The 24,157-nt window shown below is 67.5% G+C and carries 23 protein-coding genes; 7 read left to right on the top strand and 16 right to left on the bottom strand.

All coding sequences use genetic code 11. The features are described 5' to 3' along the window. Nucleotides 1-22: 22 nt before the first annotated feature. The gene (locus ABQE44_RS06950) at nt 23-979 is read right to left on the bottom strand and encodes an electron transfer flavoprotein subunit alpha/FixB family protein (RefSeq protein WP_448390711.1); all 957 of its coding nucleotides are present in this window, start codon (nt 977-979) and stop codon (nt 23-25) included. Between the two features lie 30 nt (nt 980-1,009). Further along, entirely contained in the window at nt 1,010-1,801 is a 792-nt protein-coding gene (locus ABQE44_RS06945; protein WP_448390710.1) for an electron transfer flavoprotein subunit beta/FixA family protein, read from the bottom strand. A 197-nt stretch (nt 1,802-1,998) separates the two neighbouring features. On the opposite strand from ABQE44_RS06945, the gene ABQE44_RS06940 reads away from it, so the two are divergent. The 3 genes from ABQE44_RS06940 to ABQE44_RS06930 are packed head-to-tail and all read left to right on the top strand — an operon-like array spanning nt 1,999 to nt 5,565. After that, complete coding sequence (locus ABQE44_RS06940) at nt 1,999-2,769, top strand: class I SAM-dependent methyltransferase (protein ID WP_448428895.1); 771 nt, start codon at nt 1,999-2,001, stop codon at nt 2,767-2,769. Continuing rightward, nucleotides 2,766-4,289 (top strand): 1,4-alpha-glucan branching protein domain-containing protein, encoded by a 1,524-nt coding sequence (locus ABQE44_RS06935; RefSeq protein WP_448428893.1) that lies wholly within the window; start codon nt 2,766-2,768, stop codon nt 4,287-4,289. The genes ABQE44_RS06940 and ABQE44_RS06935 overlap by 4 nt, the downstream gene beginning before the upstream one ends. A 34-nt stretch (nt 4,290-4,323) precedes the next feature. Next, nucleotides 4,324-5,565 (top strand): glycosyltransferase family 4 protein, encoded by a 1,242-nt coding sequence (locus ABQE44_RS06930; protein WP_448390707.1) that lies wholly within the window; start codon nt 4,324-4,326, stop codon nt 5,563-5,565. 104 nt (nt 5,566-5,669) lie between these two features. Here ABQE44_RS06930 and ABQE44_RS06925 read toward each other — a convergent pair whose 3' ends face one another. Further along, complete coding sequence (locus ABQE44_RS06925) at nt 5,670-6,407, bottom strand: acyltransferase (RefSeq protein WP_448390706.1); 738 nt, start codon at nt 6,405-6,407, stop codon at nt 5,670-5,672. 82 nt (nt 6,408-6,489) lie between these two features. Here ABQE44_RS06925 and ABQE44_RS06920 point away from each other — a divergent pair, with 82 nt between their 5' ends. Then, nucleotides 6,490-7,776, top strand: coding sequence for a BamB-related PQQ repeat family beta-propellar protein (locus ABQE44_RS06920; protein WP_448428891.1), 1,287 nt, complete (start codon nt 6,490-6,492; stop codon nt 7,774-7,776). On the opposite strand, the gene ABQE44_RS06915 is transcribed toward ABQE44_RS06920, so the two are convergent. The 7 genes from ABQE44_RS06915 to ABQE44_RS06885 all read right to left on the bottom strand — a co-directional run bounded on the left by ABQE44_RS06915 (nt 7,773) and on the right by ABQE44_RS06885 (nt 13,235). Next, complete coding sequence (locus tag ABQE44_RS06915; protein WP_448428889.1) at nt 7,773-8,468, bottom strand: esterase; 696 nt, start codon at nt 8,466-8,468, stop codon at nt 7,773-7,775. The two genes, ABQE44_RS06920 and ABQE44_RS06915, sit on opposite strands and share 4 nt — an antisense overlap. Before the next feature lie 67 nt (nt 8,469-8,535). Then, entirely contained in the window at nt 8,536-9,738 is a 1,203-nt protein-coding gene (locus tag ABQE44_RS06910; protein ID WP_448429225.1) for a THUMP-like domain-containing protein, read from the bottom strand. Then, nucleotides 9,696-10,679, bottom strand: a complete 984-nt coding sequence (locus ABQE44_RS06905) for a class I SAM-dependent methyltransferase (protein ID WP_448428886.1) — start codon at nt 10,677-10,679, stop codon at nt 9,696-9,698. Before ABQE44_RS06905 ends, ABQE44_RS06910 begins: the two co-directional genes overlap by 43 nt. A gap of 10 nt (nt 10,680-10,689) precedes the next feature. Further along, a complete protein-coding gene (locus ABQE44_RS06900) occupies nt 10,690-11,337 on the bottom strand; it encodes an enoyl-CoA hydratase (protein ID WP_448428885.1) in 648 nt (215 codons plus the stop codon). Further along, complete coding sequence (locus tag ABQE44_RS06895) at nt 11,334-12,173, bottom strand: NUDIX hydrolase (protein WP_448428883.1); 840 nt, start codon at nt 12,171-12,173, stop codon at nt 11,334-11,336. Before ABQE44_RS06895 ends, ABQE44_RS06900 begins: the two co-directional genes overlap by 4 nt. Beyond that, nucleotides 12,170-13,009, bottom strand: coding sequence for an ABC transporter ATP-binding protein (locus tag ABQE44_RS06890; RefSeq protein ID WP_448390700.1), 840 nt, complete (start codon nt 13,007-13,009; stop codon nt 12,170-12,172). Before ABQE44_RS06890 ends, ABQE44_RS06895 begins: the two co-directional genes overlap by 4 nt. 70 nt (nt 13,010-13,079) lie before the next feature. Then, the gene (locus ABQE44_RS06885) at nt 13,080-13,235 is read right to left on the bottom strand and encodes a hypothetical protein (RefSeq protein ID WP_448390699.1); all 156 of its coding nucleotides are present in this window, start codon (nt 13,233-13,235) and stop codon (nt 13,080-13,082) included. Between the two features lie 64 nt (nt 13,236-13,299). Between ABQE44_RS06885 and yczR the strand changes: the two genes are divergently transcribed. Beyond that, the gene (gene yczR, locus ABQE44_RS06880) at nt 13,300-14,742 is read left to right on the top strand and encodes a MocR-like transcription factor YczR (RefSeq protein ID WP_448428881.1); all 1,443 of its coding nucleotides are present in this window, start codon (nt 13,300-13,302) and stop codon (nt 14,740-14,742) included. A gap of 81 nt (nt 14,743-14,823) precedes the next feature. Here the strand turns inward: yczR and serB are convergent, their stop codons facing one another. Together serB and ctaD are read right to left on the bottom strand one after the other, a co-directional pair. Next, nucleotides 14,824-16,071 (bottom strand): phosphoserine phosphatase SerB, encoded by a 1,248-nt coding sequence (serB, locus tag ABQE44_RS06875; protein ID WP_448390698.1) that lies wholly within the window; start codon nt 16,069-16,071, stop codon nt 14,824-14,826. A 67-nt stretch (nt 16,072-16,138) separates the two neighbouring features. Next, on the bottom strand, nt 16,139-17,869 hold the full coding sequence (gene ctaD, locus ABQE44_RS06870) for an aa3-type cytochrome oxidase subunit I (protein ID WP_448391355.1): 1,731 nt from the start codon (nt 17,867-17,869) through the stop codon (nt 16,139-16,141). Nucleotides 17,870-18,030: 161 nt separating this feature from the next. On the opposite strand from ctaD, the gene ABQE44_RS06865 reads away from it, so the two are divergent. Then, the gene (locus ABQE44_RS06865; RefSeq protein ID WP_448390697.1) at nt 18,031-19,140 is read left to right on the top strand and encodes an iron-siderophore ABC transporter substrate-binding protein; all 1,110 of its coding nucleotides are present in this window, start codon (nt 18,031-18,033) and stop codon (nt 19,138-19,140) included. Here ABQE44_RS06865 and ABQE44_RS06860 read toward each other — a convergent pair whose 3' ends face one another. From ABQE44_RS06860 to ABQE44_RS06845, 4 genes are all read right to left on the bottom strand, one after another. Beyond that, the gene (locus ABQE44_RS06860; RefSeq protein ID WP_448428879.1) at nt 19,141-19,584 is read right to left on the bottom strand and encodes a hypothetical protein; all 444 of its coding nucleotides are present in this window, start codon (nt 19,582-19,584) and stop codon (nt 19,141-19,143) included. 103 nt (nt 19,585-19,687) lie between these two features. Beyond that, a complete protein-coding gene (locus tag ABQE44_RS06855; RefSeq protein ID WP_448428877.1) occupies nt 19,688-20,905 on the bottom strand; it encodes an NAD(P)/FAD-dependent oxidoreductase in 1,218 nt (405 codons plus the stop codon). A gap of 3 nt (nt 20,906-20,908) precedes the next feature. Further along, nucleotides 20,909-21,097, bottom strand: coding sequence for a ferredoxin (locus ABQE44_RS06850; protein ID WP_448390694.1), 189 nt, complete (start codon nt 21,095-21,097; stop codon nt 20,909-20,911). 13 nt (nt 21,098-21,110) lie between these two features. Then, nucleotides 21,111-22,040: a metal-dependent hydrolase gene (locus tag ABQE44_RS06845; RefSeq protein ID WP_448390693.1), complete on the bottom strand. Its 930-nt coding sequence runs from the start codon at nt 22,038-22,040 to the stop codon at nt 21,111-21,113. A gap of 321 nt (nt 22,041-22,361) precedes the next feature. Between ABQE44_RS06845 and ABQE44_RS06840 the strand changes: the two genes are divergently transcribed. Further along, nucleotides 22,362-24,155: a thiamine pyrophosphate-requiring protein gene (locus tag ABQE44_RS06840; RefSeq protein WP_448428875.1), complete on the top strand. Its 1,794-nt coding sequence runs from the start codon at nt 22,362-22,364 to the stop codon at nt 24,153-24,155. Nucleotides 24,156-24,157: the final 2 nt, after the last annotated feature.

Here is a 24,157-nt window from a genome sequence, read left to right as displayed (position 1 = left end):
GCGTTCGCGTGCTGCGGTCCGATTAACCCTTGCGGGCCTTGACCGCCTCGGTGAGCTGCGGGGTGACCTTGAACAGGTCACCGACGACGCCCAGGTCGGCGATCTCGAAGATCGGCGCCTCCTCGTCCTTGTTCACCGCGATGATCGTCTTCGACGTCTGCATACCGGCGCGGTGCTGGATGGCACCGGAGATGCCCAGCGCGATGTAGAGCTGCGGCGAAACGGTCTTGCCGGTCTGGCCCACCTGGAACTGGCCCGGGTAATAGCCGGAGTCGACGGCGGCGCGCGACGCACCGACGGCGCCACCGAGCGCATCGGCCAGGTCCTCGACGACCGAGAAGTTCTCGGCGCTGCCGACGCCGCGGCCGCCGGAGACGACGACGGTGGCCTCGGTGAGCTCCGGACGGTCACCTGCCACCGCAGGTTCCTGTTTGGTGATCTTCGTCGCGTTCTCGGCCTGTGCCGGCACCTCGACGCTGACCACCTCGCCGGCCCCGGCGCTGGCCGCGGCCTCCACCGAGCCGGGACGCAACGTGATGACCGCGAGCTCACCGGTGGACTCGGCCTCAACGGTGTAGGCGCCGCCGAAGATCGAGTGGACGGCCTTGCCGCCCTCCTGCACGTCCACGACGTCGGTCAACACACCCGCGCCGGTGCGCGCGGCCAGCCGGCCGGCGATCTCCTTGCCGTCGGCCGACGCGGCCAGCAGCACCGCTGCGGGGCTGGCCGACTCGACCAGCGAAGCCAGCACGTCGACATACGGCGTGATGAGGTAGTTCTGCGCGTCGTCGGACTCGGCGGTGTAGATCTTGGCCGCGCCGGCCTCCTTCAGCCCCTCCACGAGCGGCTCGGCGCTCCCGGGCGGGCCCACCACCACAGCGGACGGTTCGCCCAGCACGCGGGCCGCGGTGATCAGTTCAGCGGTGACCTTCTTGAGGGCACCATCGGCGTGCTCTGCGAGCACGAGTACTTCAGCCATGAGTTTCTACGTCTTTCTGCGAAGTCGGAACTAGATGATTTTTTGAGCAACCAGGTACTCGGCGACCTTGGTGCCGCCGTCGCCCTCGTCGGTGACCTTCTCGCCGGCCGTCTTCGGCGGCTTCGGCGTCGAAGACAGCACCTTCGAGCCCGCGTTGGCGACACCCACCTCGTCGGCCTCCACGCCGATGTCGGCCAGCGTCAGCGTGGTCACTTCCTTCTTCTTGGCGGCCATGATGCCCTTGAAGGACGGGAAGCGCGGCTCGTTGATCTTCTCGTTGACGCTCACCACCGCGGGCAGCGGCGCTTCGAGCATGAAGACGCCGTCGTCGGTCTCGCGCTCGCCGGTGACCTTGTCGCCCTCGACCGTCACCTTGCGCAGGTGGGTCAGCTGGGGCAGGCCCAGGTACTCCGCCACGATCGCCGGAACCGCTCCCCCCACGCCGTCGGTCGCCTCGTTGCCGGCGATGACGAGCTCGGTGCCCTCGATGGTGCCCAGCGCGCGCGCCAGCGCCCAGCCGGTCTGCACCATGTCGGAGCCGTGCATACCGTCATCGACAAGGTGCACCGCCTTGTCGGCGCCCATCGACAGGGCCTTGCGGATGGCCTCGGTGGCGCGCTCAGGGCCGGCAGTGAGCACCGTCACAGTGCTGTCGCCGCCCTCTTTCTCCTTGATCAGCAGCGCTTCTTCGACAGCACGCTCGTTGATCTCGTCGAGTACGGCGTCGGCGGCCTCGCGGTCGAGGGTGAAGTCGCCGTCGGTGAGCTTGCGCTCCGACCAAGTGTCTGGGACCTGTTTGATCAGGACCACGATGTTCGTCATGAGTCTGGTTCGTCCTCCTTGAAGAGGCCGGAGGGGCCGGCCTGCTTTACCACGTTCGAAGCAACAAACACCATGTTACTAGTGAGTAACTTATGGCGGTTCGCAGGAACACAATAGCGGGTCCAAGCCGGCGTTCTAGCAGCACGTAGGTGGTGAACCGTTCGCCTGCGAGCCGATACGCGTTAGCCTGCCTTGCAATGAGCGCATTCGTCACGGGCGATCCGGACCTCCCGCTGACCGGGGAACGCACCGTTCCTGGCCTGCCGGAGGAGAACTACTGGTTCCGCCGCCACGAGGTCGTGTACCAGCGGCTGGCGGACCGCTGCGCGGGCCGCGACGTCCTCGAAGCGGGCTGCGGCGAGGGTTACGGCGCGGATCTGATCGCCGACGTCGCGCGCCGCGTGATCGGTCTGGATTACGACGAATCGACCGTCGCTCACGTGTGCGCGCGCTATCCACGGGTCGAGATGCACCACGGGAATCTGGCCGCGTTACCGCTGACCGACGGCGAGGTCGACGTGGTGGTCAACTTCCAGGTGATCGAACATCTGTGGGACCAAGAGCAATTCGTCGCCGAGTGCTTGCGGGTGCTACGTCCCGGCGGAGTGCTGCTGATGTCGACGCCCAACCGCATCACCTTCTCCCCCGGCCGCGACACGCCGGTCAACCCGTTCCACACCCGCGAGCTCAACGCCGCCGAGTTGACGGACCTGTTGAGCGGCGCGGGTTTTCGGATGGAGCGCGTGTCCGGGGTTTTCCACGGGCCGCGGCTGCTCGAACTCGACGCCCGCCACGGCGGCTCGATCATCGACGCCCAGATCGCCCGCGCGCTGGCCGACGCGCCCTGGCCCGCCGATCTGCTCGCCGACGTGGCGTCGGTGCGTACCGCAGATTTCGATCTCGTCGACGCCGCGGACCGTAACATCGACGACAGCCTTGACCTGGCGGCAATCGCGGTGCGGCCGTGACGACTTCGACGCCCGTGCCGGGTTTGTTCACGCTCGTTCTGCACACTCACCTACCGTGGCTGGCACATCACGGTCGCTGGCCGGTCGGTGAGGAATGGCTTTACCAGTCGTGGTCGGCGGCCTACCTGCCGCTGATGCGTGTCCTTCGTGAGCTCGCCGCAGAAGACCGTCGCCACGTGGTGACGCTCGGTATGACGCCGGTGCTCACCGCGCAGCTCGACGATCCCTACTGCCTGACCGGTATGCACCATTGGCTGGCGAACTGGCAGCTGCGCGCCGTGGAGGCGACGACGCTGGGTGCGCTGTTACGCGAGTTCGGGATTCGCGAACTGGCCGAGACCGAACGCGCGCTTGCGGACTTCGAGACGCTGTGGGCCCACGGCGCCAGCCCGCTGCTGCGCGAGCTGATCGACGCCGAGACGATCGAATTGCTCGGCGGCCCGTTGGCGCACCCGTTTCAGCCGCTGCTGCATCCGCGGCTGCGCGAGTTCGCGCTGCGCGAGGGCCTCGCCGACGCGTCGCTGCGGTTCGCCCACACGCCGAGGGGAATATGGGCGCCCGAGTGCGCGTACGCGCCGGGCATGGAAACCGACTATGCCGCAGCCGGTGTCGGTCACTTCATGGTCGATGGACCGTCGCTGCACGGCGATACCGCGCTAGGCCGCACCGTGGCCGGTTCGGACGTCATCGCATTCGGCCGCGACCTGACGGTCAGCTACCGGGTGTGGTCGCCCAAGTCGGGCTATCCCGGTCACTCGGCGTACCGCGATTTCCACACCTACGACCACACCACCGGGCTCAAGCCCGCGCGGGTGACCGGACGCAATGTCGCATCGCAGGACAAGGCGCCCTACGATCCGCTGCGCGCCGAACGCGCAGTCGAGCACCACGTCGCGGATTTTGTCGACCTCGTGCGCCGACGGCTTATCGACGAGAGCGACCGGATCGGCAGGCCCGCCCACGTGATCGCGGCGTTCGACACCGAGTTGTTCGGGCACTGGTGGTACGAGGGTCCTGCATGGCTGAGCCGTGTGCTGCGCGCGCTGCCGGAGGCCGGGGTGCGGATCGGCACGTTGTCCGATGCGATCGCCGACGACTTCGTTGGCCCGGCTGTCGAATTGCCACCCAGTTCATGGGGTTCGGGTAAGGACTGGCAGGTGTGGGCCGGCGAGAAGGTCAGCGACATGGTCCACTTGAACAGCGAAGTCGTCGACACCGCGCTGTCTACCGTGGACAAGGCGCTCGGCGAGACCGACACCCCGCCTGCGCGTAGCTTCGTGGCCGACCAGATACTTCGCGAGACGCTGTTGACGGTATCCAGCGACTGGCCATTCATGGTGAGCAAGGACACGGCCGCGGACTACGCGCGCTACCGCGCGCATCTGCATGCACACGCCACCCGCGAGATCGCCGACGCGATGGCCTCGGGTCGCGCCGATCAGGCGCAGCGACTGGCCGAGGGCTGGAACCGCGCCGACGGACTGTTCGGCGCGCTGGACGCCAGGCGGTTACCCCGATGACGGGCCAACCCCCAAGCCGCGTCGGGGCGATCCGATGAAAGTCCTCATGGTGTCGTGGGAGTACCCGCCGGTGGTCGTCGGCGGCCTCGGCCGCCACGTGCACCACCTGGCCACGGCGCTTGCCGACGCCGGACACGAGGTGGTGGTGCTCAGCCGTCGCCCCAGCGGCACCGACCCCAGCAGCCACCCCACCTCCGACGACACGCGCGAGGGAGTCCGCGTCGTCGCCGCCGCCCAGGACCCGCACGAGTTCGACTTCGGCACCGACATGATGGCCTGGACGTTGGCGATGGGGCACGCGATGGTGCGGGCGGGGTTGGCGATCAAGGGAGCCAACGCCGAACCCTGGAAACCCGACGTCGTCCACGCGCACGACTGGCTGGTCGCGCACCCGGCGATCGCGCTGGCCGAATACTTCGACGTACCACTGATTTCCACCGTCCATGCCACCGAGGCGGGTCGGCACTCCGGCTGGGTGTCGGGACCGATCAGCCGCCAGGTGCACGCGGTGGAGTCCTGGCTTGTTCACGAATCCGACTCGCTGATCACCTGTTCGGCGTCGATGGCCGACGAGATCACCGAGTTGTTCGGTCCCGGCCTGGCCGAGACGCGGGTGATCCGCAACGGAATCGACGTTGCACATTGGCCTTTCGCGAAGCGACAGCCACACACCGGCCCGCCGCAGCTGGTGTACCTGGGCCGACTCGAGTATGAGAAGGGCGTGCACGACGCCATCGCCGCGCTGCCCCGTATCCGGCGCACCCACCCCGGCACCACGCTGACCGTCGCCGGCACCGGTACCCAGCACGCGTGGCTCGTCGAGCAGGCGCGAAAGCACAAGGTGCTCAAGGCCACATCGTTTGTCGGCCACCTCAACCACGCCGATCTGGTCGACCTGTTGCACACCGCCGACGCGGCCGTGCTGCCCAGCCACTACGAACCGTTCGGCATCGTCGCGCTTGAGGCCGCCGCGACCGGCACCCCGCTGGTGACCTCCGACGTCGGCGGTTTGGGTGAGGCCGTGATCAACGGCCAGACCGGCATGTCGTATGCCCCACGGGATATCGCCGGCCTGGCCGCCGCGGTACGCGCCGTGCTCGACGACCCGCAGGCCGCCCAGGAGATGGCCGTCGCCGCACGCGAACGCCTCACGTCAGACTTCGCCTGGGACACCGTCGCCGAGGAGACAGCGCAGGTGTACTTGGCCGCCAAACGGGCTGAGCGCCAACCGCATCGCCGCCGCACGATCGTCGAGCACGCGTTGCCCGACCGCTGACCACCGTGGCGCGTGGGCCCACACGCAAGTAGGGGACGACCGCAAACTCCGCGCAAATGACGGCGTGTCGGCCTCAAACATGCACGCTCGCGCAAAGGGAAGGCTCAGCGGGAGGCTTTCTTGCGTTCGATGTCGGCCAGCGCCGCGGCCAGCTCGGCGCGCTGGGCCGCCGAGGTCTCCCACGCCAGCCGCCGGTTCTTGACGACCTTGGCAGGCGCGCCGACGGCGATCGAGAAGTCCGGCACCTCACCCTTGACCACCGCGTGCGACCCCAGCACGCAGCCGCGCCCGATCGAGGTGTTGCGCAGCACCGTGACCTTGGTGGCGATCCAGGTGTCGGGGCCGATGCGCACCGGGCCCTTGACGATGCCCTGATCCTTGATCGGCACGTTGATGTCGTCCATCCTGTGGTCGAAATCACAGATGTAGACCCAGTCGGCCATCAGCACCGAGTCACCCAGCTCGATGTCGAGGTAGGTGTTGATGACGTTGTCGCGACCGAGCACCACCTTGTCCCCGAACCGCAGTGAACCCTCGTGGCAGCGGATGGTGTTCTTGTCGCCGATGTGGACCCACCGGCCGATCTCCATGGTCGAGAGCTCGGGGGTGGCCTGGATCTCCACGCCCTTGCCGAGGAACACCATGCCGCGGGTGATGATGTGGGGGTTGGCGAGCTTGAACTTCAACAACCGCCAGTAGCGCACCAAATACCACGGGCTGTAGGCGCGGTTGGCCAGTACCCACCGCAGCGACGCCATCGTCAAGAACCTGGCCTGGCGCGGATCACGCAGCCGCGACCCGCGCCACCGCTTGTGCAGCGGTGCGCCCCACATGGTCGTCATGGCCGGAAAGCCTACGCGAGGACTCTGGCCTCGAGCGGTTACCCTCACGTGTGCTTCGCGTACTCCGCAGAGGAAGGAACCCGTGTTGCGGCGATTGACCGTGCTCGCGTCGACGGCGCTGATCACGGCCGTGTTGGCGGGGTGCGGCAACCCCGACTCCTGGGTGGAGGCGAAGCCCGCGGAGGGCTGGCCGGCGCAGTATGGCGACGCGCGCAACAGCAGCTACACACCCCATCCCGGCGCCGACACGCTCCGTCTGGACTGGACCCGCTCGGTCAAGGGGGATCTGCGCTCCGCCGTCGCGCTGGGAAACAACGGCTACCTCGGGATCAACGCACAAACCCCGACCGGTTGTTCGCTGATGGTCTGGGAGGCCGACAACAACGCCCGCCAGCGCTGGTGCACCCGGCTGGTGCAGGGCGGCGGCGTGTTCAGTCCGCTTCTTGACGGGTTCGACAACCTCTATGTCGGCCAACCCGGCGCAGTGCTGACTTTTCCGACCACACAGTGGATCCGCTGGCGCAAACCGGTGATCGGAATGCCGACCACACCACGGATTCTCGAGCCGGGGCATCTGCTGGTCGTCACCCACCTCGGTCAGGTACTGGTATTCGACGCCCACAACGGAGTCGTGGTGGGTACGCCGCTGGACCTGGTGGCCGGCGTGGACCCGACGGATTCCGAACGCGGGCTCGCCGACTGCCAATTGGCCCGCGCGCGCTGCCCGGTGGCCGCCGCGCCGGCGTTCGCGCCGACGCCGGGACTGATCGTGTTGAGCCTGTGGGAGCCTGGCGCCGACGCGCCGGTCCTCGTCGCGCTGCGCTACCGGCCCGGCCAGACTCCGCTGCTGACCCGCGACTGGACCAGCGACGCCGTCGGCGGCGGACCGTTGGCCAGTCCGGTCTTCTCGGCGGACGGTTCGACGGTGTACGTCAACGGCCGCGACCAGCGACTCTGGGCGCTCAACGCCGCCGACGGCACCCCGAAGTGGTCGGTGCCGCTGGACTATCTCGCGCAGACGCCGCCCTCGGTGTCACCGGACGGGCTGATCGTGGCCGGCGGCGGACCCGGCGCAAAACTCGTCGGTATCAAGGACACCGGCGGCGAGGGCGAGGTGCTCTGGACCCGCGACGACGTCACGACCCTGTCGACGTCCAGCCAAGCCGGGCCCGACGTGGCCTACACCGTGGTCCGCGACGGCGAGGACGGGCTGGCGCTGATGACGTTCGACCCCGCCGACGGCCACACCGTCAATACCTATCCGCTGCCCGAGGCGACGGGTTGGCCCGTCGGCGTCTCGATCGGCGATGACGGGCGCGTCGTCACCGCCACCAGCGACGGCGTCGTCTACGGGTTCGCGCCCGCTTAGAGCGCCAGAATGGGCGCGACGACGGCGCGCGGCACCGACGCCTCCACCGGTCCCGCGGACTCCGGGAGCAGCGAGCCCTGGGTGAAGAAGAAGATCAGGGCGTCGTCGGTCAGCGCGAAGTCCTGGTAGTTGATCGGATCCCTGCCGCTGCCAGGCGGAACGGGATTGACCGTGCCGTATTCGTTTTGCAGGTACCGGTCGACCTCCGGGTAGATCACGTCAAGCGGTTTACTGCCCGGTTTGAACAGGTTGTCGAACGTGATCGGCGCGTTCTTGCCGACGTTCCAGTTGAACGCCTGATAGAACGTCTGCGGATGGGCGCCGCCGACGTTCTGCCACAACGTGAACACCAGGCTCCTGGTGCCCGCGTTCGGCGGACCCGAGCGGTAGCTGGCGCCTGTCGCATCCAATTCGTACGGCAGGGTGTAGGAATCGGGCATCTCGGCGACGTTGATGAAACCGTCCCTGGCCTGCGTCAGGTAAGCCACCACCGGTGCGGGATCCGGGTAGCCGGTGGGGAACTTGAAGTCGAGTTGGTAGGTGGGCCCCTCGGCGTGGACCTGGCACAGTTGGTCGGCGTCGACCACGCCGCCGAGTTCCTGACAGGCCGTCTGCGCCGACGCCGCCGGAGCGCCGAGGGAGCCGACAACCACACCTGCTGCCAGTAGGGCAGTTCCTGTGAGCATGCGCATCGTCGGACATCCTTGCAGTCGGCGCCGGCAACCACACCGGCGCGTCAGGGACAGGGTACGTAACCGTTCACCGCGACGGACGGCAAATGAATGCCGTTGCCCGGCTTGCCGGACCGGTTCCGATCCGGGTGATGATTGCCGAAGCACGTGTCGATCCGCGCAACCGTAACCGCGACCGCAGCCTGTCGGGGTCCACATCGACCCCGCGTACCAGGATTTCCAGACCGACGACGCCGCGCGCCGAAAGCGCCTGGCGCAGTCGCCGTTCGCTGTAGTCGATTTGCTCCAGCACTTCGAAACCGCGCACGCCGTCGGGCAACCGGTCCCCCGACAGATAGGCGATGTCACGGTCGAGCTGCCACAGCCCGTGCCGGGCGGCGTAGTGGCGCACCAGACCGGCGCGTACGACGGCGCCGTCGGGGTCGACGATCCAGCGGCCCGCCGGCGCCACCACGCAGTCGTCGGGCTCGGCGTCGGTGAGCTGCTCACCCGTGTCCAGGATCGTGGCGCGTCGGGTGACTGCCGCCTCGGCCAGCGCGCCCGACCACAGGCAGGCCTCGCGCACACTGCCCGCCAGCGAGGTCACCTCGATCTCGCCGGTGAAACCGAGCCGGCGCACCGCGCTGAAATCGATTCCGGGGGCGCACTTCACGACGAAATCGTGATCGCGGTACACCGTCAGCAGGGCATCGAGCGCCGGTGTGTAGTCGCGCGGATCGAACCGGCGTCGTCCGCCCCGGCGCCGCGCCGGATCGAGCAGGACGACGGCACCTCGGGTGATCGGGCGCAGCGCATCGGCTCGACACAAATCGACAGTCCGCACGTTGTGCTGGGCCATCGCCAGCCGGACCGGATCGATATCGCTGCCGAGGATGACATCGGCCGAATCCACAAGTGCGGCAAGCTCGGTACCGATCGAGCAGGTGGCATCATGCACGCGCACGTCCGCCAGGCGTTGTGCGCGGTGGCGCGCCACCGGTTCGGCGGTGGCCTGTTGCAACGCCTCGCCGGTGAACAACCAGTCGTCGGCGCAGGGAAATTTGGTCGCGGCCTTGCGGCGCAGCAACATCGTCTCCACCAGCACGGCGGCGTGCTCACCGAACCGCCTACGCGCCCAAGCGATATCGGCGACCAGGGTGGAATCGGTCAACGGAAGCCCGGCGATCTCGCGCAACGCCTGCGCGCCGGCGTCGCTGCGCAGGTAGCCGACGTGGTCGAGGCCGAAGTTCAGGACGGTTTGACCCCGGTCACCATCACGTTGTAAAACCAGCTCTTCGGCACGAAGCGACGCCACACGTTGTCGTCGACCCAGCTCAACGTGATCCAACTGTTGAACGCGAACTTGGCGTAGTTCCAACCCAACCGGCCGGGCGGCACCGCGGCCTCGAGGGTGCGAAGCGGCCAGCCCAACATTGCGGCGGTGAACTCCGTTGTGGCGGTGGAGACTTCGGTGGCGCCGGCGTTTCTGGCCATCCGTTCCAGATCGGCCGGGTCGAACGTGTGCAGATCGACGACCGCCTCCAGCGCCGCCGCGCGTGAGGACTCGTCGAGCTCGGCCTGCGGTCGCCGCCAGCCACCCAGTCCCGGCAGCCGGGTCACGTTCGTCACGGTCCGCCACGTCAACGTCGACAGGGGCCGCGCGTAGGTTTCGCCCGCGTTGGTCGGCTCGCCGGCGAACACGAACCGGCCACCGGGCTTGAGCACCCGGACCACCTCGCGCAGCGACAGTTCGACGTCGGGGATGTGGTGTAGCACGGCGTGGCCGACGACCAGGTCGAAGGTGTTGTCGTCGTAGGGGATGCCCTCGGCGTCGGCCACCCGGCCGTCGATCTGTAGCCCGAGGTTCTCGCCGTTGCGGGTGGCGACCTTGACCATGCCCGGGGACAGGTCGGTGACCGCGCCGCGCCGCGCCACGCCTGCCTGGATCAGGTTCAGCAGAAAGAACCCGCTGCCGCAGCCGAGCTCCAGTGCCCGGTCGTAGGGCAGGTGGCGCAGCTCGTGTTCGGGCACCGTCGCATCGAAGAGGTCACGTGCGTAGTCCACACAACGTTTGTCATAGGAGATCGACCACTTGTCGTCGTAGCTCTCGGCTTCCCAGTCGTGGTACAGCACCTGTGCCAGCTTGGAGTCGTGACGGGCCGCCTCTACCTGCTCCGCGGTGGCATGCGGATTAGGAGCCGGCTCGCGCACACCGGATTCGTCAAGGCTCATGGCTGGCAGCCTAGACGTCGAAGCTGGCCTTGGCCGCAGCCAGTACCTGGGCCGGATGCTCGACAAACCGTTCGGCCCACGCCACCGCCGCGTCATAGACACCGTCGGGGGCGACCATCTCGTCGATCAGCCCCAGGGCCAGCGCCTCCTTGGCACCGGCGAAGCGGCCGCTGAACACCAGATCCTTGGCCTTGCTCGCGCCGACGGCGTCGGTCAGCCGTGACGTGCCGCCCGCGGGCACCAGCCCGGCGAGGATCTCCGTCACCCCGAACTTGACGTTGTCGCCGGCCACCCGCCAGTCCGCGCCAAGCGCGAGGGTCAGCCCGCCGCCAAGGGCGTACCCGGTGATGGCGGCCACCGTCGGCTTGGGGACCGCGGCCAGCGCGTCGACGGCGGCGCGGCAGTCCCTGGCGGCGACGGCGGCCTCGGCGGTGTTCAGCGTGCGCCGTTCTGCGACGTCGTCGCCTGCCGAGAAGATCTCGTGTCCGCCGAACACGACGACGGCGCGCACGTCGTCGCGGCCGCCGACGTCGGCCGCCGCGGCGGCGAGCTCGCGGTACATCTGACGGGTCAGCGCGTTGGTCGGGGGCCGCGACAGCAGCAGCGTGGCGATGCCGGGCTGCTGATCACCGGTGTGGACGCTGACGAACTCGCTCATGCCAGCGGGGCACCCGGGGTGTAGTTGTCGGGCGCCCGGTGGTTGCGGGCGGCGTTGTAGCGGTCGCTGTCGAAGAACTCGATCTCCCAGTTGCCGTTCCTGGCGGCCAGATGCGGTTCGACGGCAACGATCCGGCGTTGCACGGCAAGCACTTCGGCGACCGTCCGGCCGGCCAGCGCGTCCAGCTGCGTCCACGTCGGGGGCAGCAGGAACGTCTTGGAGTCGGCGAAGTCCTGAAGGGCTTCCTCGGGGGTGATCCAGTCCGCGGCGTCGGTTTCGGTGTTCTCCCCGTCGGCCCGCTGCCCATCCGGAAGCGCCGCGACGAAGAAGTACGTGTCGTAGCGGCGGGTGCGCTCCTCTTTCGGTGTCACCCAGTTCGCCCACGGACGAAGCAGATCGGCACGCAACACCAACTTCTCGGTGCGCAGGAAGTCGGCGAACGACAGCGACCGGTCGACCAGCGCCTGGCGTTCGTCGCGGTACACCGACGCGTCGTCGACGAGCACGTCGGAGTCGTCGGCGGCACCGGCGAACAGCACACCGGATTCCTCGAACGTCTCGCGGGCGGCCGCGCACACCAACGCCTCGGCCAGCTCGACGTCCACACCGAGCCGCTCGGCCCACCACGACGGTCCCGGCCCCATCCACGCGATGTCGGCGTTGCGGTCACGGTCGTCGACCCCGCCGCCGGGAAAGACCATCACCCCGCCGACGAACTCCATCGCCGAATGCCGCCGCATCAGAAACACTTCCACTCCCCGACCCGCGTGCGGGACCTTGTCGCGGATGAGCATCACGGTTGCGGCGGGCCGCGGGATCAGGGGTTCTTCGGTCATGCACGTCTCCTATGGGCCGCCCTCGAGCGGGTGCGGCGGGCGAAGTAGCGCCCGTCGATGACATCGACGGCGATCGACTGGCCGAACGCCGTCGACAGGTTCTCCGCTGTCAACACGTCGGGCAGCAGCCCGGAACCGATGGTTTGTCCTTCGGACAGCAGCAGACAGTGCGTGAAGCCCGGCGGGATCTCCTCGACATGGTGGGTCACCAGCACCAGCGCCGGTGAATCGGGGTCGGCGGCCAGATCCGCCAGGCGGGCCACCAGTTCCTCGCGCCCGCCGAGGTCGAGCCCGGCGGCCGGTTCGTCGAGCAGCAGCAACTCGGGGTCGGTCATCATCGACCGGGCGATGAGGACCCGCTTGCGTTCGCCCTCCGACAGCGTGCCGTAGGTGCGGTCGGCCAGGTGCTCGGCGCCCACGCTCTCCAGGATGTCGACGGCCTGGTGGTAGTCGACCTCGTCGTAGCGCTCGCGCCACCGGCCCATCACCGCGTAGCCGGCCGAGACCACCAGGTCGCGCACCAGCTCGGCTTCGGGCACCCGCTGCGACAGCGCCGAGCTGCTCAGGCCGACCCGCGAACGCAGCTCGGACACGTCGACCCGGCCGAGCCGCTCCCCGAGCACGTACGCCGCGCCCGACGACGGATGTTCCATCGCGGCGGCGATGCGCAGCAGCGACGTCTTGCCTGCCCCGTTGGGGCCGATGATTACCCAGCGTTCGTCGAGCTCGACCGACCACGTGATCGGGCCGACGAGGATTCGGCCGCCGCGCCGCAAGGTGACCTCGGTGAAATCGATCAGCAGGTCGGGATCGGCTGGATCGTCGGCGACTGGCACGCGCCCATCGTAGTCAAGTGAGTTCGGCGCATTCGGTCACGCTCACCGTGACGGGCCACGCCGAAGCCGCTCAGGAGTGGTGCGGAAAGCGCATCCGGATGAGCTCGAGTTCACGGGCCATCCGTTCGGCGTCACGATCGGCGAATTCAACGCACCCGCTCGGCGCCTGCCAACTGAACAGCCTGCTCAGCTCCCGGCCCAGGCGCCATGTCCACTTCGTTCTCATCCTGCGATGGTGGCCGGGAACTGGCTTGTCATTCAATAGCCAGTTATCACATACTGGCATGCATATGACAGTCGATCTGCCCGGACGTGCCCTCAGTGTCGGCCTTTTGGCCCGTGAACTGGGGAACTGGCGCACATCCAGCCGCAGCGGACCCGCGTACCGGGCACTGGCCGATGCCATCCGGTTGCTGATCGTCGACGGCCGCCTACCCGTCGGTGCGCAACTGCCCAGTGAACGGGCGCTCGCCGATGCGCTGCGGGTGTCGCGCACCACAGTCACCGCCGCCTACAGCCAGTTGCGCGACGACGGCTATCTCAACGCGCGACGGGGTGCGCGCAGCACCACCGCGTTGCCGGTCGCCCCCGAGGTGCGCGCCGAGGCCGCACCACCGTCGGTGAGCCTGGCCGCCGCGGCGCTGTCCGCGCCCGCCGCCGCCGTCGTCGATGCGTTCGCCCAGGCCACCGACGACGTGATCCCGTACTTGCATGAACCGGGTCACGAACTCGTCGGCGTCACCGCGCTGCGCACAGCCATCGCCGAAAGGTACTGTGAGCGTGGGCTTCCCACCGCCCCCGACGAGGTCATGGTCACCACGGGCGCATTGCACGCGATCGGCCTGATCCTCACCACCTACGTCCAACCCGGCGACCGCGTGCTGGTCGAACAGCCCACGTATCACGGTGCGCTGTCGTCAATCACCGCCGCGGGGGCGCGACCCGTTCCGGTCGCCATGATCGAGGATGGCTGGGACCTCGACGCGTTGGCCGCCTCGCTGCATCAGATGTCGCCGAGCCTGGCCTACCTGATTCCGGACAACCACAACCCGACCGGGTTGACGATGCCCGTGCGGGACCGCAAGCGGTTGGCGGGCATCATCGCCGAAACCCGCACGCGCACCATCATCGACGAGTCGATCCTGGACATGTGGCTGGATCGGCCGCCGCCCGCCCCACTGGGCGCGGAGATGCGCTCACGGCGTGATCTGGTGCTCACGGTCGGGTCGATGTCGAAGTCGTTCTGGGGCGGGCTGCGGGTGGGCTGGATTCGCGCCGAGCGCTCCACGATCGCGACCATCGCGGCGATGCGTCCATCCATCGACATGGGCACCGCGGTTCTCGAACAGTGCGCTGCCGCACGGCTTCTCGTGCGCCACGACGAACTGCTGCCCGAACGCCGGGAAATGCTGCGCGTCCGTCGCGCGCACCTGTTGGGGCTGTTGCGGCATCATCTGCCCGACTGGGAGGCGGGACCGGGCATCGGCGGCATGTCGCTGTGGGTGCAGCTGCCCGCGCCGATGAGCACCGCGCTGTCGGCCGCGGCCTCGCGCCTGGGCCTCGACCTGCCCGCGGGCCCCCGGTTCGGCGTCAATGGCACGCTCGAGCGGTTCGTTCGGGTGCCCTACACGCTGCCCGAGGCTCAGTTGAGTGCGGCTGTCGAGTTGCTGGCCCGTGCATGGCACAGCGTCACCGGGTCGGCGTCCCCCGAGCCGACGACCGTGGTGGTCTAGCTTCCCCGGCGCGAGCAGACGCAAAAGCGTACGAAACGGGCCGAAAAGACAACAGTCTGCGTCTGCTCGCGGCGGAGATAGCTATTCGTCGTCGGGGATTTCGACGCGACGCATCACCCCGTCGCGGGCGTCGGCCGCCTCGATCTCGCTGCGGGTGATGCCGAGAATGAACAGCAGCGTGTCCAGATACGGATAGCTCAACGAGGCGTCGGCGACTTCCTTCAGCGCGGGTTTGGCGTTGAACGCGACACCCAACCCGGCGGCGGCGAGCATGTCGATGTCGTTGGCGCCGTCGCCGACGGCCACCGTCTGTTTCATCGGCACCCCGGCCTGCTGGGCGAAATCGCGCAACGCCTTGGCTTTTCCGGCCCGGTCGATGATCGGCCCGACCACCCGGCCGGTGAGCTTGCCGTCGACGATCTCAAGTTCGTTGGCCGCGACGAAGTCCATCATCAACTCGTGCGCGAGCGGCGCGATCACCTGACGGAAGCCGCCGGACACGATGCCGCAGTGATAGCCAAGGCGGCGCAGCGTGCGCAACGTGGTCCGGGCACCCGGGGTCAACTCGATCTGTTCGCCGACGTCCTCAAGCACCGACGCGGGCAGACCCTCCAGCGTCGCGACGCGACGGTTCAGCGACTCGGTGAAGTCGAGTTCCCCGCGCATCGCGGCCTCGGTGACCTCGGCGACCGCGGCCGCCGCGCCCACGCGCTCGGCCAGCATCTCGATGACCTCGCCCTGGATCAGCGTGGAGTCGACGTCAAAGACGATGAGCCTCTTGGCTCGTCGCGACAGGCTGTAGTCCTCGAGCGCGATGTCGATGCGTTCGTCGACCGCGACGCGGGCCAGCGCCCTCTGCACCTGCCCCACGTCGCCGTCCGCCGGCACCGACACCCGCAGCTCCAAACCCGTTACCGGATAGTCGGACACGCCGCGGATGGTGTCGATGTTGACACCCAGCCCGGCCAGTTCGCGGGCCACCACGCCGAATGCCTCCGCCGTGATCGGCCGCCCCAGCACGACGATGGTGTGCGTCGACGGTGCGCGCAGCACGGGCAGGGTGTCGCTGGGTTCGATGGTCACGTCCAGGCCGACGCCGCGGATCGCGGTCGTCACCTCGTCGCGCAACTGGTGACCGCCGGCGACGTCCGCCGCGGCGGCCACCAACACGCCCAACGTCAACCTGCCGCGGATGACCACCTGTTCGACGTTCAGCAACTCGACCTTGTGCCGGGACAGCACCCCGAACAATGCCGAGGTGACACCCGGTTGATCGCGTCCGGTGACGGTGATCAACAGCGATGAGCGGTTGCGTTTCTTGCCGGTCACGAGCACTCACCGGGAGGCTCGACCGGCGGCCACGCTCTCGGCATGCTCATCGCCGACGCCGTATCCGCTAACTGGATTGGTCGACGAGCGGGCTGTCCGCAGGTACATGGGAACGTCCGATGTGAGCTTCGGCACGCATCCGCTCCACCATATGCGGGTAGTGCAGCTCGAAAGCGGGCCGCTCGGAGCGGATGCGCGGCAGTTCGGTGAAGTTGTGCCGCGGCGGCGGACAGGACGTCGCCCACTCCAGCGAGTTGCCGTAACCCCACGGGTCATCCACCAGAACCGGTTCGCCGTAACGCCAGCTCTTGAAGATGTTCCAGGTGAACGGCAGCACCGACACACCGAGGATGAAGGCGCCAACCGTCGACACCACGTTCAGTGTGGTGAACCCGTCGGTGGGCAGGTAGTCGGCGTAGCGCCGCGGCATGCCCTGGTCGCCGAGCCAGTGCTGCACCAAAAACGTGGTGTGGAAGCCGATGAACGTCAGCCAGAAGTGCAGCTTGCCCAGCCGCTCGTCGAGCATCCGCCCGGTCATCTTCGGGAACCAGAAGTAGATGCCGGCATAGGTAGCGAACACGATGGTGCCGAACAGCACATAGTGGAAGTGCGCAACCACGAAATACGAGTCGGTGACATGGAAGTCCAGCGGCGGGCTGGCCAGCAGCACACCCGTGACGCCGCCGAGCAAGAACGTCAGCAGGAAGCCGACGGAGAACAGCATCGGTGACTCAAACGTCAACTGGCCCTTCCACATCGTGCCGATCCAGTTGAAGAACTTGATACCGGTCGGCACGGCGATCAGGAACGTCATGAACGAGAAGAACGGCAGCAGCACCGCCCCGGTGGCGTACATGTGGTGCGCCCACACCGCGATCGACAGCGCCGCGATACCAATGGTGGCGTAGACCAGCGTGGTGTAGCCGAAGATCGGCTTACGGGAGAACACCGGGAAGATCTCGCTGACTATGCCGAAGAACGGCAACGCGATGATGTACACCTCGGGATGGCCGAAGAACCAGAACAAGTGCTGATACAACAGCACACCGCCGTTGGCTGGGTCGTAGACGTGCGCGCCGAGGTGGCGGTCATAGGCCAGCGCGAACAGCGCAGCCGTCAGCAGCGGGAACGCAATCAACACCAGGATCGACGTGACCAGGATGTTCCAGGTGAACACCGGCATCCGGAACATCGTCATACCGGGGGCGCGCATGCACACCACCGTCGTGATCATGTTGACCGCACCCAGGATGGTGCCCAGACCGGCCACACCCAGGCCGAAGATCCACAGGTCACCACCCGCGCCCGGCGAGTGCATGGCGTTGGACAGCGGGGCGTAGGCGGTCCAGCCAAAATCCGCGGCCCCGCCTGGGGTGATGAACCCTGAAATGGTGATCAACCCGCCGAACAGGAACAGCCAGAACGAGAAGGCGTTGAGCCGCGGGAAGGCCACGTCGGGTGCGCCGATCTGCAGCGGCAGCACCAGGTTGGCGAACCCAAACACGATCGGGGTCGCGTAGAACAGCAACATCACCGTGCCGTGCATGGTGAACAGCTGGTTGAACTGTTCGTTGGACAGGAACTGCAGTCCCGGCGCCGTCAGCTCGGTGCGCATGAACAGCGCCATCAGCCCGCCGATGAAGAAGAAGATGAAGCAAACGACGCAGTACATCATGCCGATCAGCTTGTGATCGGTGGTCGTGATCAGGTTGTAGAGCAGGTTGCCCTTGGGCCCCATCCGCTCGGGAAAAGGGCGGCGAGCTTCGAGCTGTCCGATTGGGGGCGCTTGCGCTACCAACAGGTCCTCCATACGTCTGGTCGGGGCTACACCCCCAGTCATCAACGATGAATCCTAGCTTCCCTAAAAGACGGGGCTCGGGGTGGTCCTACATAACGTCGTACTTCGCCCGTAACGGTGATTGACCAGCGTGGAGCGCCCCGGATGTTACCGTCGGCGACGTGCTGATCAGCAGAGCGCGCATAGGCGTGTGGGCTGCCCGGTCGGCGACGCCGCTCATCACCGCCGCAGCGACGGTGGCGCTGGTCAGCGGGTGCGGTCAGGGCGGCGGCGACGCCCCGGGACCCGAAGCCGGGTCGGTGATCACCAGCACCACAAAGATTGCTGGCGCCGGTGTGCTCGGCAACCAACGCCGCCCTGACGAGTCGTGTGCCCCCGAACCCGCTGCCGTCGACCCGGGGCCGCCGGATCGCCTCGTACGCCACGCGGCAGGCGAGACGGAGGTGCGCGCGGATCCGCAGCGCATCGTGGTGCTCTCCGGCGATCAGCTCGACGCCCTGTGCGCGCTGGGGTTGCAGTCGCGCATCGTGGCCGCGGCGCTGCCGGACGGCTACGCCGAACAGCCGTCCTACCTCGGTTCGGTGATCCACGACGTGCCGGATGTCGGCACGCGCAGCACACCGGATCTGGAGGGCATCCGGGCCGCGGAGCCCGACCTGATCCTGGGATCCGAAGCGCTGACACCCGAGGCGTTCGGTGCGTTATCGCAGATCGCGCCGACGGTGTTCACCGGCGCGCCGGGCCCGGCCTGGCAAGACCACCTGCGCACGGTGGGCGCGGCGACCGGACGAGCCGACGCCGCCGGCGGGCTGATCGAGGGCTTCGAGCGGGCCGCCGAGGAGACCGGAGCCGAAAACGACGCGACCCATTTCCAGGCGTCGGTGGTGCAGTTCACCGACACCACGATGCGGGTCTACGGCGCGAACAACTTCCCGGCCAGCGTGCTGGCCGATGTCGGTGTGGACCGTCCTGCGGCCCAACGGTTTACCGATAAGCCCTACATCGAGATCGGCATCACCGACGCCGACCTGTCGGACTCCCCCGATCTGTCCGCCGCCGACGGCGACATCGTCTACCTCTCGTTCACCACGACCGAAGCCAAGGAGCACGCCACCACCGTGATGGAAAGCGAGGCGTGGAAGAGGTTGTCGGCCAACCGCGATAACCGCGTGTTCGCGGTCAACAACGAGGTGTGGCACACCGGTGAAGGAATCGTCGCCGCGCGCGGCGTGCTGGATGACCTGCGCTGGATCAACGCGCCGATCAACTGATCAGAACTTACGGATGTTGCCCGCGTTGATGTAGATGCCGTGACCGGTGGGCAGGTAGGTGAGCTTGGTGCGCAGCCCCTCCGGTTGCACTGCCCAACCGTTGACCTGATACTCCCCGCCGTCGACGGTCACCGGCGCCGAGACTGGCTCAGGGAGATCGCCTCGGTCCCAATAGAACTGCCCGGTGCCCTGCACGACGGCGAGGTTCAGCCGCTGGTTCCACTTGGATGTCTCGAAGGGCGCCATACCCCAGGGTTGGCCGTTGGTCAACGCGCATACGGCCACCGGCCCTGTCCCGAATGTGGGGTTGTCGGCGCTCAGGTCGCATCGCACCGCACCGGAATCGAGCGTCACCTGGTGCCCGGTGTCGGCCGCCGCGTGCGGCGTCATCATCAGCGCACCCACAAGAGCCGCGCCCAGAGCCGTCACTGCCTGCCGAATCATGTCCGTCTCCACCTCCCGTCCGCGCGATCACCTTCAGCCGGGAATATTCTCACGGCGCCGATCACCACAGGCCGGTTTCCCGTGAACTCGTCCGGGCGGGCCGCTAGGCGGGCTGCATCTGACAGCGCGGGGGAAAGGCGGCACCGTCGGCGATGACTTCTCGGTACTCGTGCACCCGGCCCGGGATGGTGCCGAGCACCGCGATCGTGCGTCCCTGCTTACCGTATGCGGCAACGAACTGCCGGGCGCCCAAATCACCCTCGACGACCGCGACGGAATCGTATCCTGTTGGCACACCTACTATTTGGAGCTTGACATCGTATTGGTCGGACCAGAAGTACGGGACTGCGTCGTACTCCTGGGCGTCGCCGGGCCCGACCAGCAGATTCCGTGCCGCAGTGATCCCTTGGCGGGAGGCGTGGTCCCAGTGCTCGATCCGCAGATGCTGCTGGTAGAGCGGATGCCACCAGCGCGCGACATCGCCTGCGGCCACGACGCCGGTCACGCCCTGCGCGGCGCCGGTGGCGTCGCACACCACACCGTTGTCGATTTTGATGCCGGAGCCCTGTAGCCAGTCGGTGACCGGCTCGACCCCGAGCCCGATGAGCACCAGGTCGGCCTTGATCTTCGACTTGTCGCTCAGCCGGACAGCCTTCACATGCTCGTCGCCGATGAACCCGTCGACGTCGACGCCGACGCGCACATCCACGCCGTGCCGGCGATGCAGATCGGTCCAGCAGTTTCCCATCTCCACACCGAGTGCCGCCTGCAGCAGCGATTCGGTTCGGGAAAGCAGAGTGATTTTGTGCCCCAACGAGTTCAGGCTCGCCGCGACCTCGGTGCCGATGAACCCGCCGCCGATCACCACGACGCGGGAGCGCTTGCCGAGTTTGGAGCGAATCGCCAGGCAGTCGTCGACTGTGCGCAGCGCCAGCACGCCGTCGGGCACTGGGCCACCGGGCCAGCGGCGGGCGTCGGCACCGCTGGTGATCACGAGGCCGTCGAACTTTACGGACCGCTCCTGGCCGTCGTCGCGCACCGCGACAGTGCGCGACGCCATGTCGACTCCGACGGCGCTGGCGCCGCGCAGCACCCGCGCGCTGAACTCGTTCTGCGGCGCCATGTCGATACCCGCCCGGTGCACCTCGCCGGTGAGCAGCTTCTTCGATAGCGGCGGCCGGTGGTAGGGCGCGTACCGTTCGGCGCCGATCAGCGTCAGCTCACCGTCGTAGCCCTCGGTCCGCAGTGTTTGCGCCGCCATGGCGCCGGCGACTCCGGCGCCGACGACGACCACCTTGCGCAGCGAACGATCCGGCGACACGGGTCAGTCCTGCACCGTGATCGCACGGGTGGGACACGACACTTGCGCGCCGACCAGCTTCTGTTGCAGGTCCTCGTCTGGCTGCTCCTGCAGGAGGTGAAGACCGTCCTCGCGGACGTCGAACACCTCGCGGCAGATGCTCATGCAGACCCCGTTGCCGTCGCAGGTGTCGAGGTCGACATAAACCTTCATCCGTCGCTCCTATCTAGCTGTGGGCCGCCTGCACCGCGGCCTTCCGCTCGTGTGCTGAGGCGCGTTCACGGGCGTCCCGCGCCGCCGGCGAGTACGCGAGGTAATCCAGCGCCATCTGGGTGTCGGCCTCGGGACCGGGGTGGTGCCCGCGACGCATGTATCGCAGCGGGACAGCCACCAGGAAGTGCCACGGGTCCGGCAGCAGGTCCTTGCGCGCGGCGCGCCGCCAGTCCCGCCAGCGCCATTTCGTATCGATCGATTCGTCGTGGGCCATGAGATAGCGTGCGCCGGCAATCCACCAACCGACGAACAGCGGCGCGGTCATCATCATGGAAAACGCCCTGATCCAATAGCTCCCGCACACGTTTTGGTAGACGTCGAACACCAGTGAACGGTGCTCGACCTCCTCGGCGCCGTGCCAGCGCAGCAAATCGAGCATCTCCGGGTGCGCGCCCGCGTTCTCCAGGCCCTTGTTCTGCAGGATCCACTGGCCCAGCACCGCGGTGAAGTGTTCGAGGGCCGCCACGTCGGCCAAGCGCCGATACAACCACCACCGTTTCAGCGGGGCCGGGAAGAACCTCGGCGGATCGCCGAGCGTCACCGACAACGTCCGTCCCAGGCGGTCGGTGTAGCCCGCGGTGTCGATGCCCTGTTCGGCCAGCCGGTCCAACACCACCTGGTGCGCCCACGCATGCCAGGACTCCTGCTGGATGAACGGTTTGATAGCGGCTTCCAGTTCGGGATCGTCGACCTGCGACGACGCTTCCAGCACCGCCTTGATGAAGTGGCGCTCCCCCTCGGGCAGCAGCAGGTGCAGGACGTTGACCATGTGCGTGCAGAAGGGGTTGCCCGGTACCCAGTGCACGGGCAGATTCGACCAGTCGAAGCGAACTTTGCGCCGAAACTCCGGATGTCCGTCGTGATGCAATTCCACTTCAGGCATCAGCCACTCCTCGATCGCCGCGTACTTCTTCTGTAGACCGGCAGATCTATCTCTAAACACGGCTGGCCGGCGTGTCTCGCGCACAATCCGGGTCGCCTTCGCTCGACAGCTGAACTGCGTTGTGAGGCACGGTCTTCACAGAATTTGCGCCATCGCAACCATCGGCCAGAAGACACCCTCAGCTGGTTCCCAGCCGGTGCACAGAAATCCTCGGGTATGGGCCAGCGCCGAAGGGGTACGAGATGAGCGAGGGTGACCCGGCCCGTCGCGCGCGTGGCGCGCAGCGGTCGATGAAATACGCCCGAATCGAAGGGAGACTTCATGGCCAACCAGAATGTCGCCGATTTCCTGCTCGAGCGGTTGCGCGCGTGGAACGTCGAGCACGTCTTCGGCTACCCCGGCGACGGGATCAATGGGATTTTGGCGGCGTTCGGCCGCGCCGACAACAACCCGCGGTTCATCCAGTCCCGACATGAGGAGATGAGCGCGTTCGAGGCCGTCGGCTACGCGAAGTTCGGCCACAAGGTCGGCGTCTGCATGGCGACGTCGGGGCCGGGCGCCATCCATCTGCTCAACGGGCTCTACGACGCGAAACTCGACCATGTTCCCGTCGTCGCCATCGTCGGTCAGACCGACCGCACCGCGATCGGTGGCTCCTATCAGCAGGAGGTCGACCTGCTCAGCCTCTACAAGGACGTCGCCAGCGACTACGTCCAGATGGTGACGGTGCCCGAACAGTTGCCCAACGTGTTGGACCGCGCGATCCGCGTCGCACTCAGCGAGCAGGCGCCCACCGCGGTGATCATTCCCGGCGACGTGCAGGAACTCGAGTACTCGCCGCCGACGCACAAGTTCAAGATGGTGCCGTCGAGCCTCGGTATCGAGTGGCCGATGCCGGCGCCCGACGATGCGGCGATCGCGCGTGCGGCCGAAGTGCTCAACGCGGGTGAGAAGGTGGCGATCCTGGTCGGCGCGGGTGCGCGCGGAGCGCACGAGGAGGTCGCGGCGGTGGCCGACTTGCTGGGCGCGGGCGCGGCGAAGGCGTTGCTGGGTAAGGACGTGCTCTCCGACGAATTGCCTTGGGTCACAGGCGCAATCGGGCTGCTGGGCACTCGGCCGTCCTATGAGTTGATGCGCGACTGCGACACGCTGCTGACCATCGGTTCAAGCTTCCCCTATTCGCAGTTCCTGCCGGCGTTCGACCAGGCCCGCGCCGTGCAGATCGACATCGACCCCAAGCTGATCGGCATGCGGTACCCGTATGAGGTCAATGTGGTGGCCGACGCCAAGGCCGCGTTGCGCGCGCTGATCCCGCATCTGGAGCGCAAACAGGACCGGTCGTGGCGGGAAACGGTCGAGTCGACGGTGGCGCGGTGGTGGGAGACCATGCACAAGGAGGCCATGGTCTCCACGGACGCGATCAACCCGTTGCGGCTTTTCGCCGAGTTGTCCCCGCAGCTTCCCGGCAACGCGATCGTCACCGCAGACTCCGGCTCCGCGGCCAACTGGTATGCGCGGATGTTGCGTTTCCGCGACGACATCCGCGGGTCGTTGTCGGGCACGCTCGCGACGATGGGGCCCGGGGTGCCCTACGGCATCGGTGCCAAATTCGCCGAACCCGGACGGCCCGTCATCGTGTTCGAGGGCGACGGCGCCATGCAGATGAACGGGTTGGCCGAACTGATCACGGTCAAGCGGTACTGGCAGGAGTGGGGCGATCCCCGGCTGGTCGTCGCGATCCTGCACAACAACGACCTGAACCAGGTGACGTGGGAAATGCGCGCGATGGCCGGTGCGCCCAAGTTCGTTGAGTCCCAGTCGCTTCCGGATGTCGACTACGCCGCGTTCGCGGCCGGCCTCGGGTTGAACGCGATGGTGATCAAGGACCCCGAAGAACTACCCGATGCATGGCGCGATGCATTGTCCGCGGACCGGCCGACGGTTCTCGACGTGTTCACCGACCCGGACATGCCGCCGATTCCGCCGCACGCGGAGTGGGATCAAGCCAAGGCGGCCGCCACGGCGGTGCTGAAGGGTGACGAAGACCGCTGGGGTTTCATCGTGACCGGCCTCAAGACCAAGGCGCAGGAGTTCATGCCGCACAAGAACGGCTGAAC

The sequence above is a fragment of the Mycolicibacterium sp. XJ2546 genome (assembly GCF_053483195.1).
Note: the sequence above shows the minus strand (reverse complement) of the source record. Positions and strands in the feature narration are given on the sequence as shown.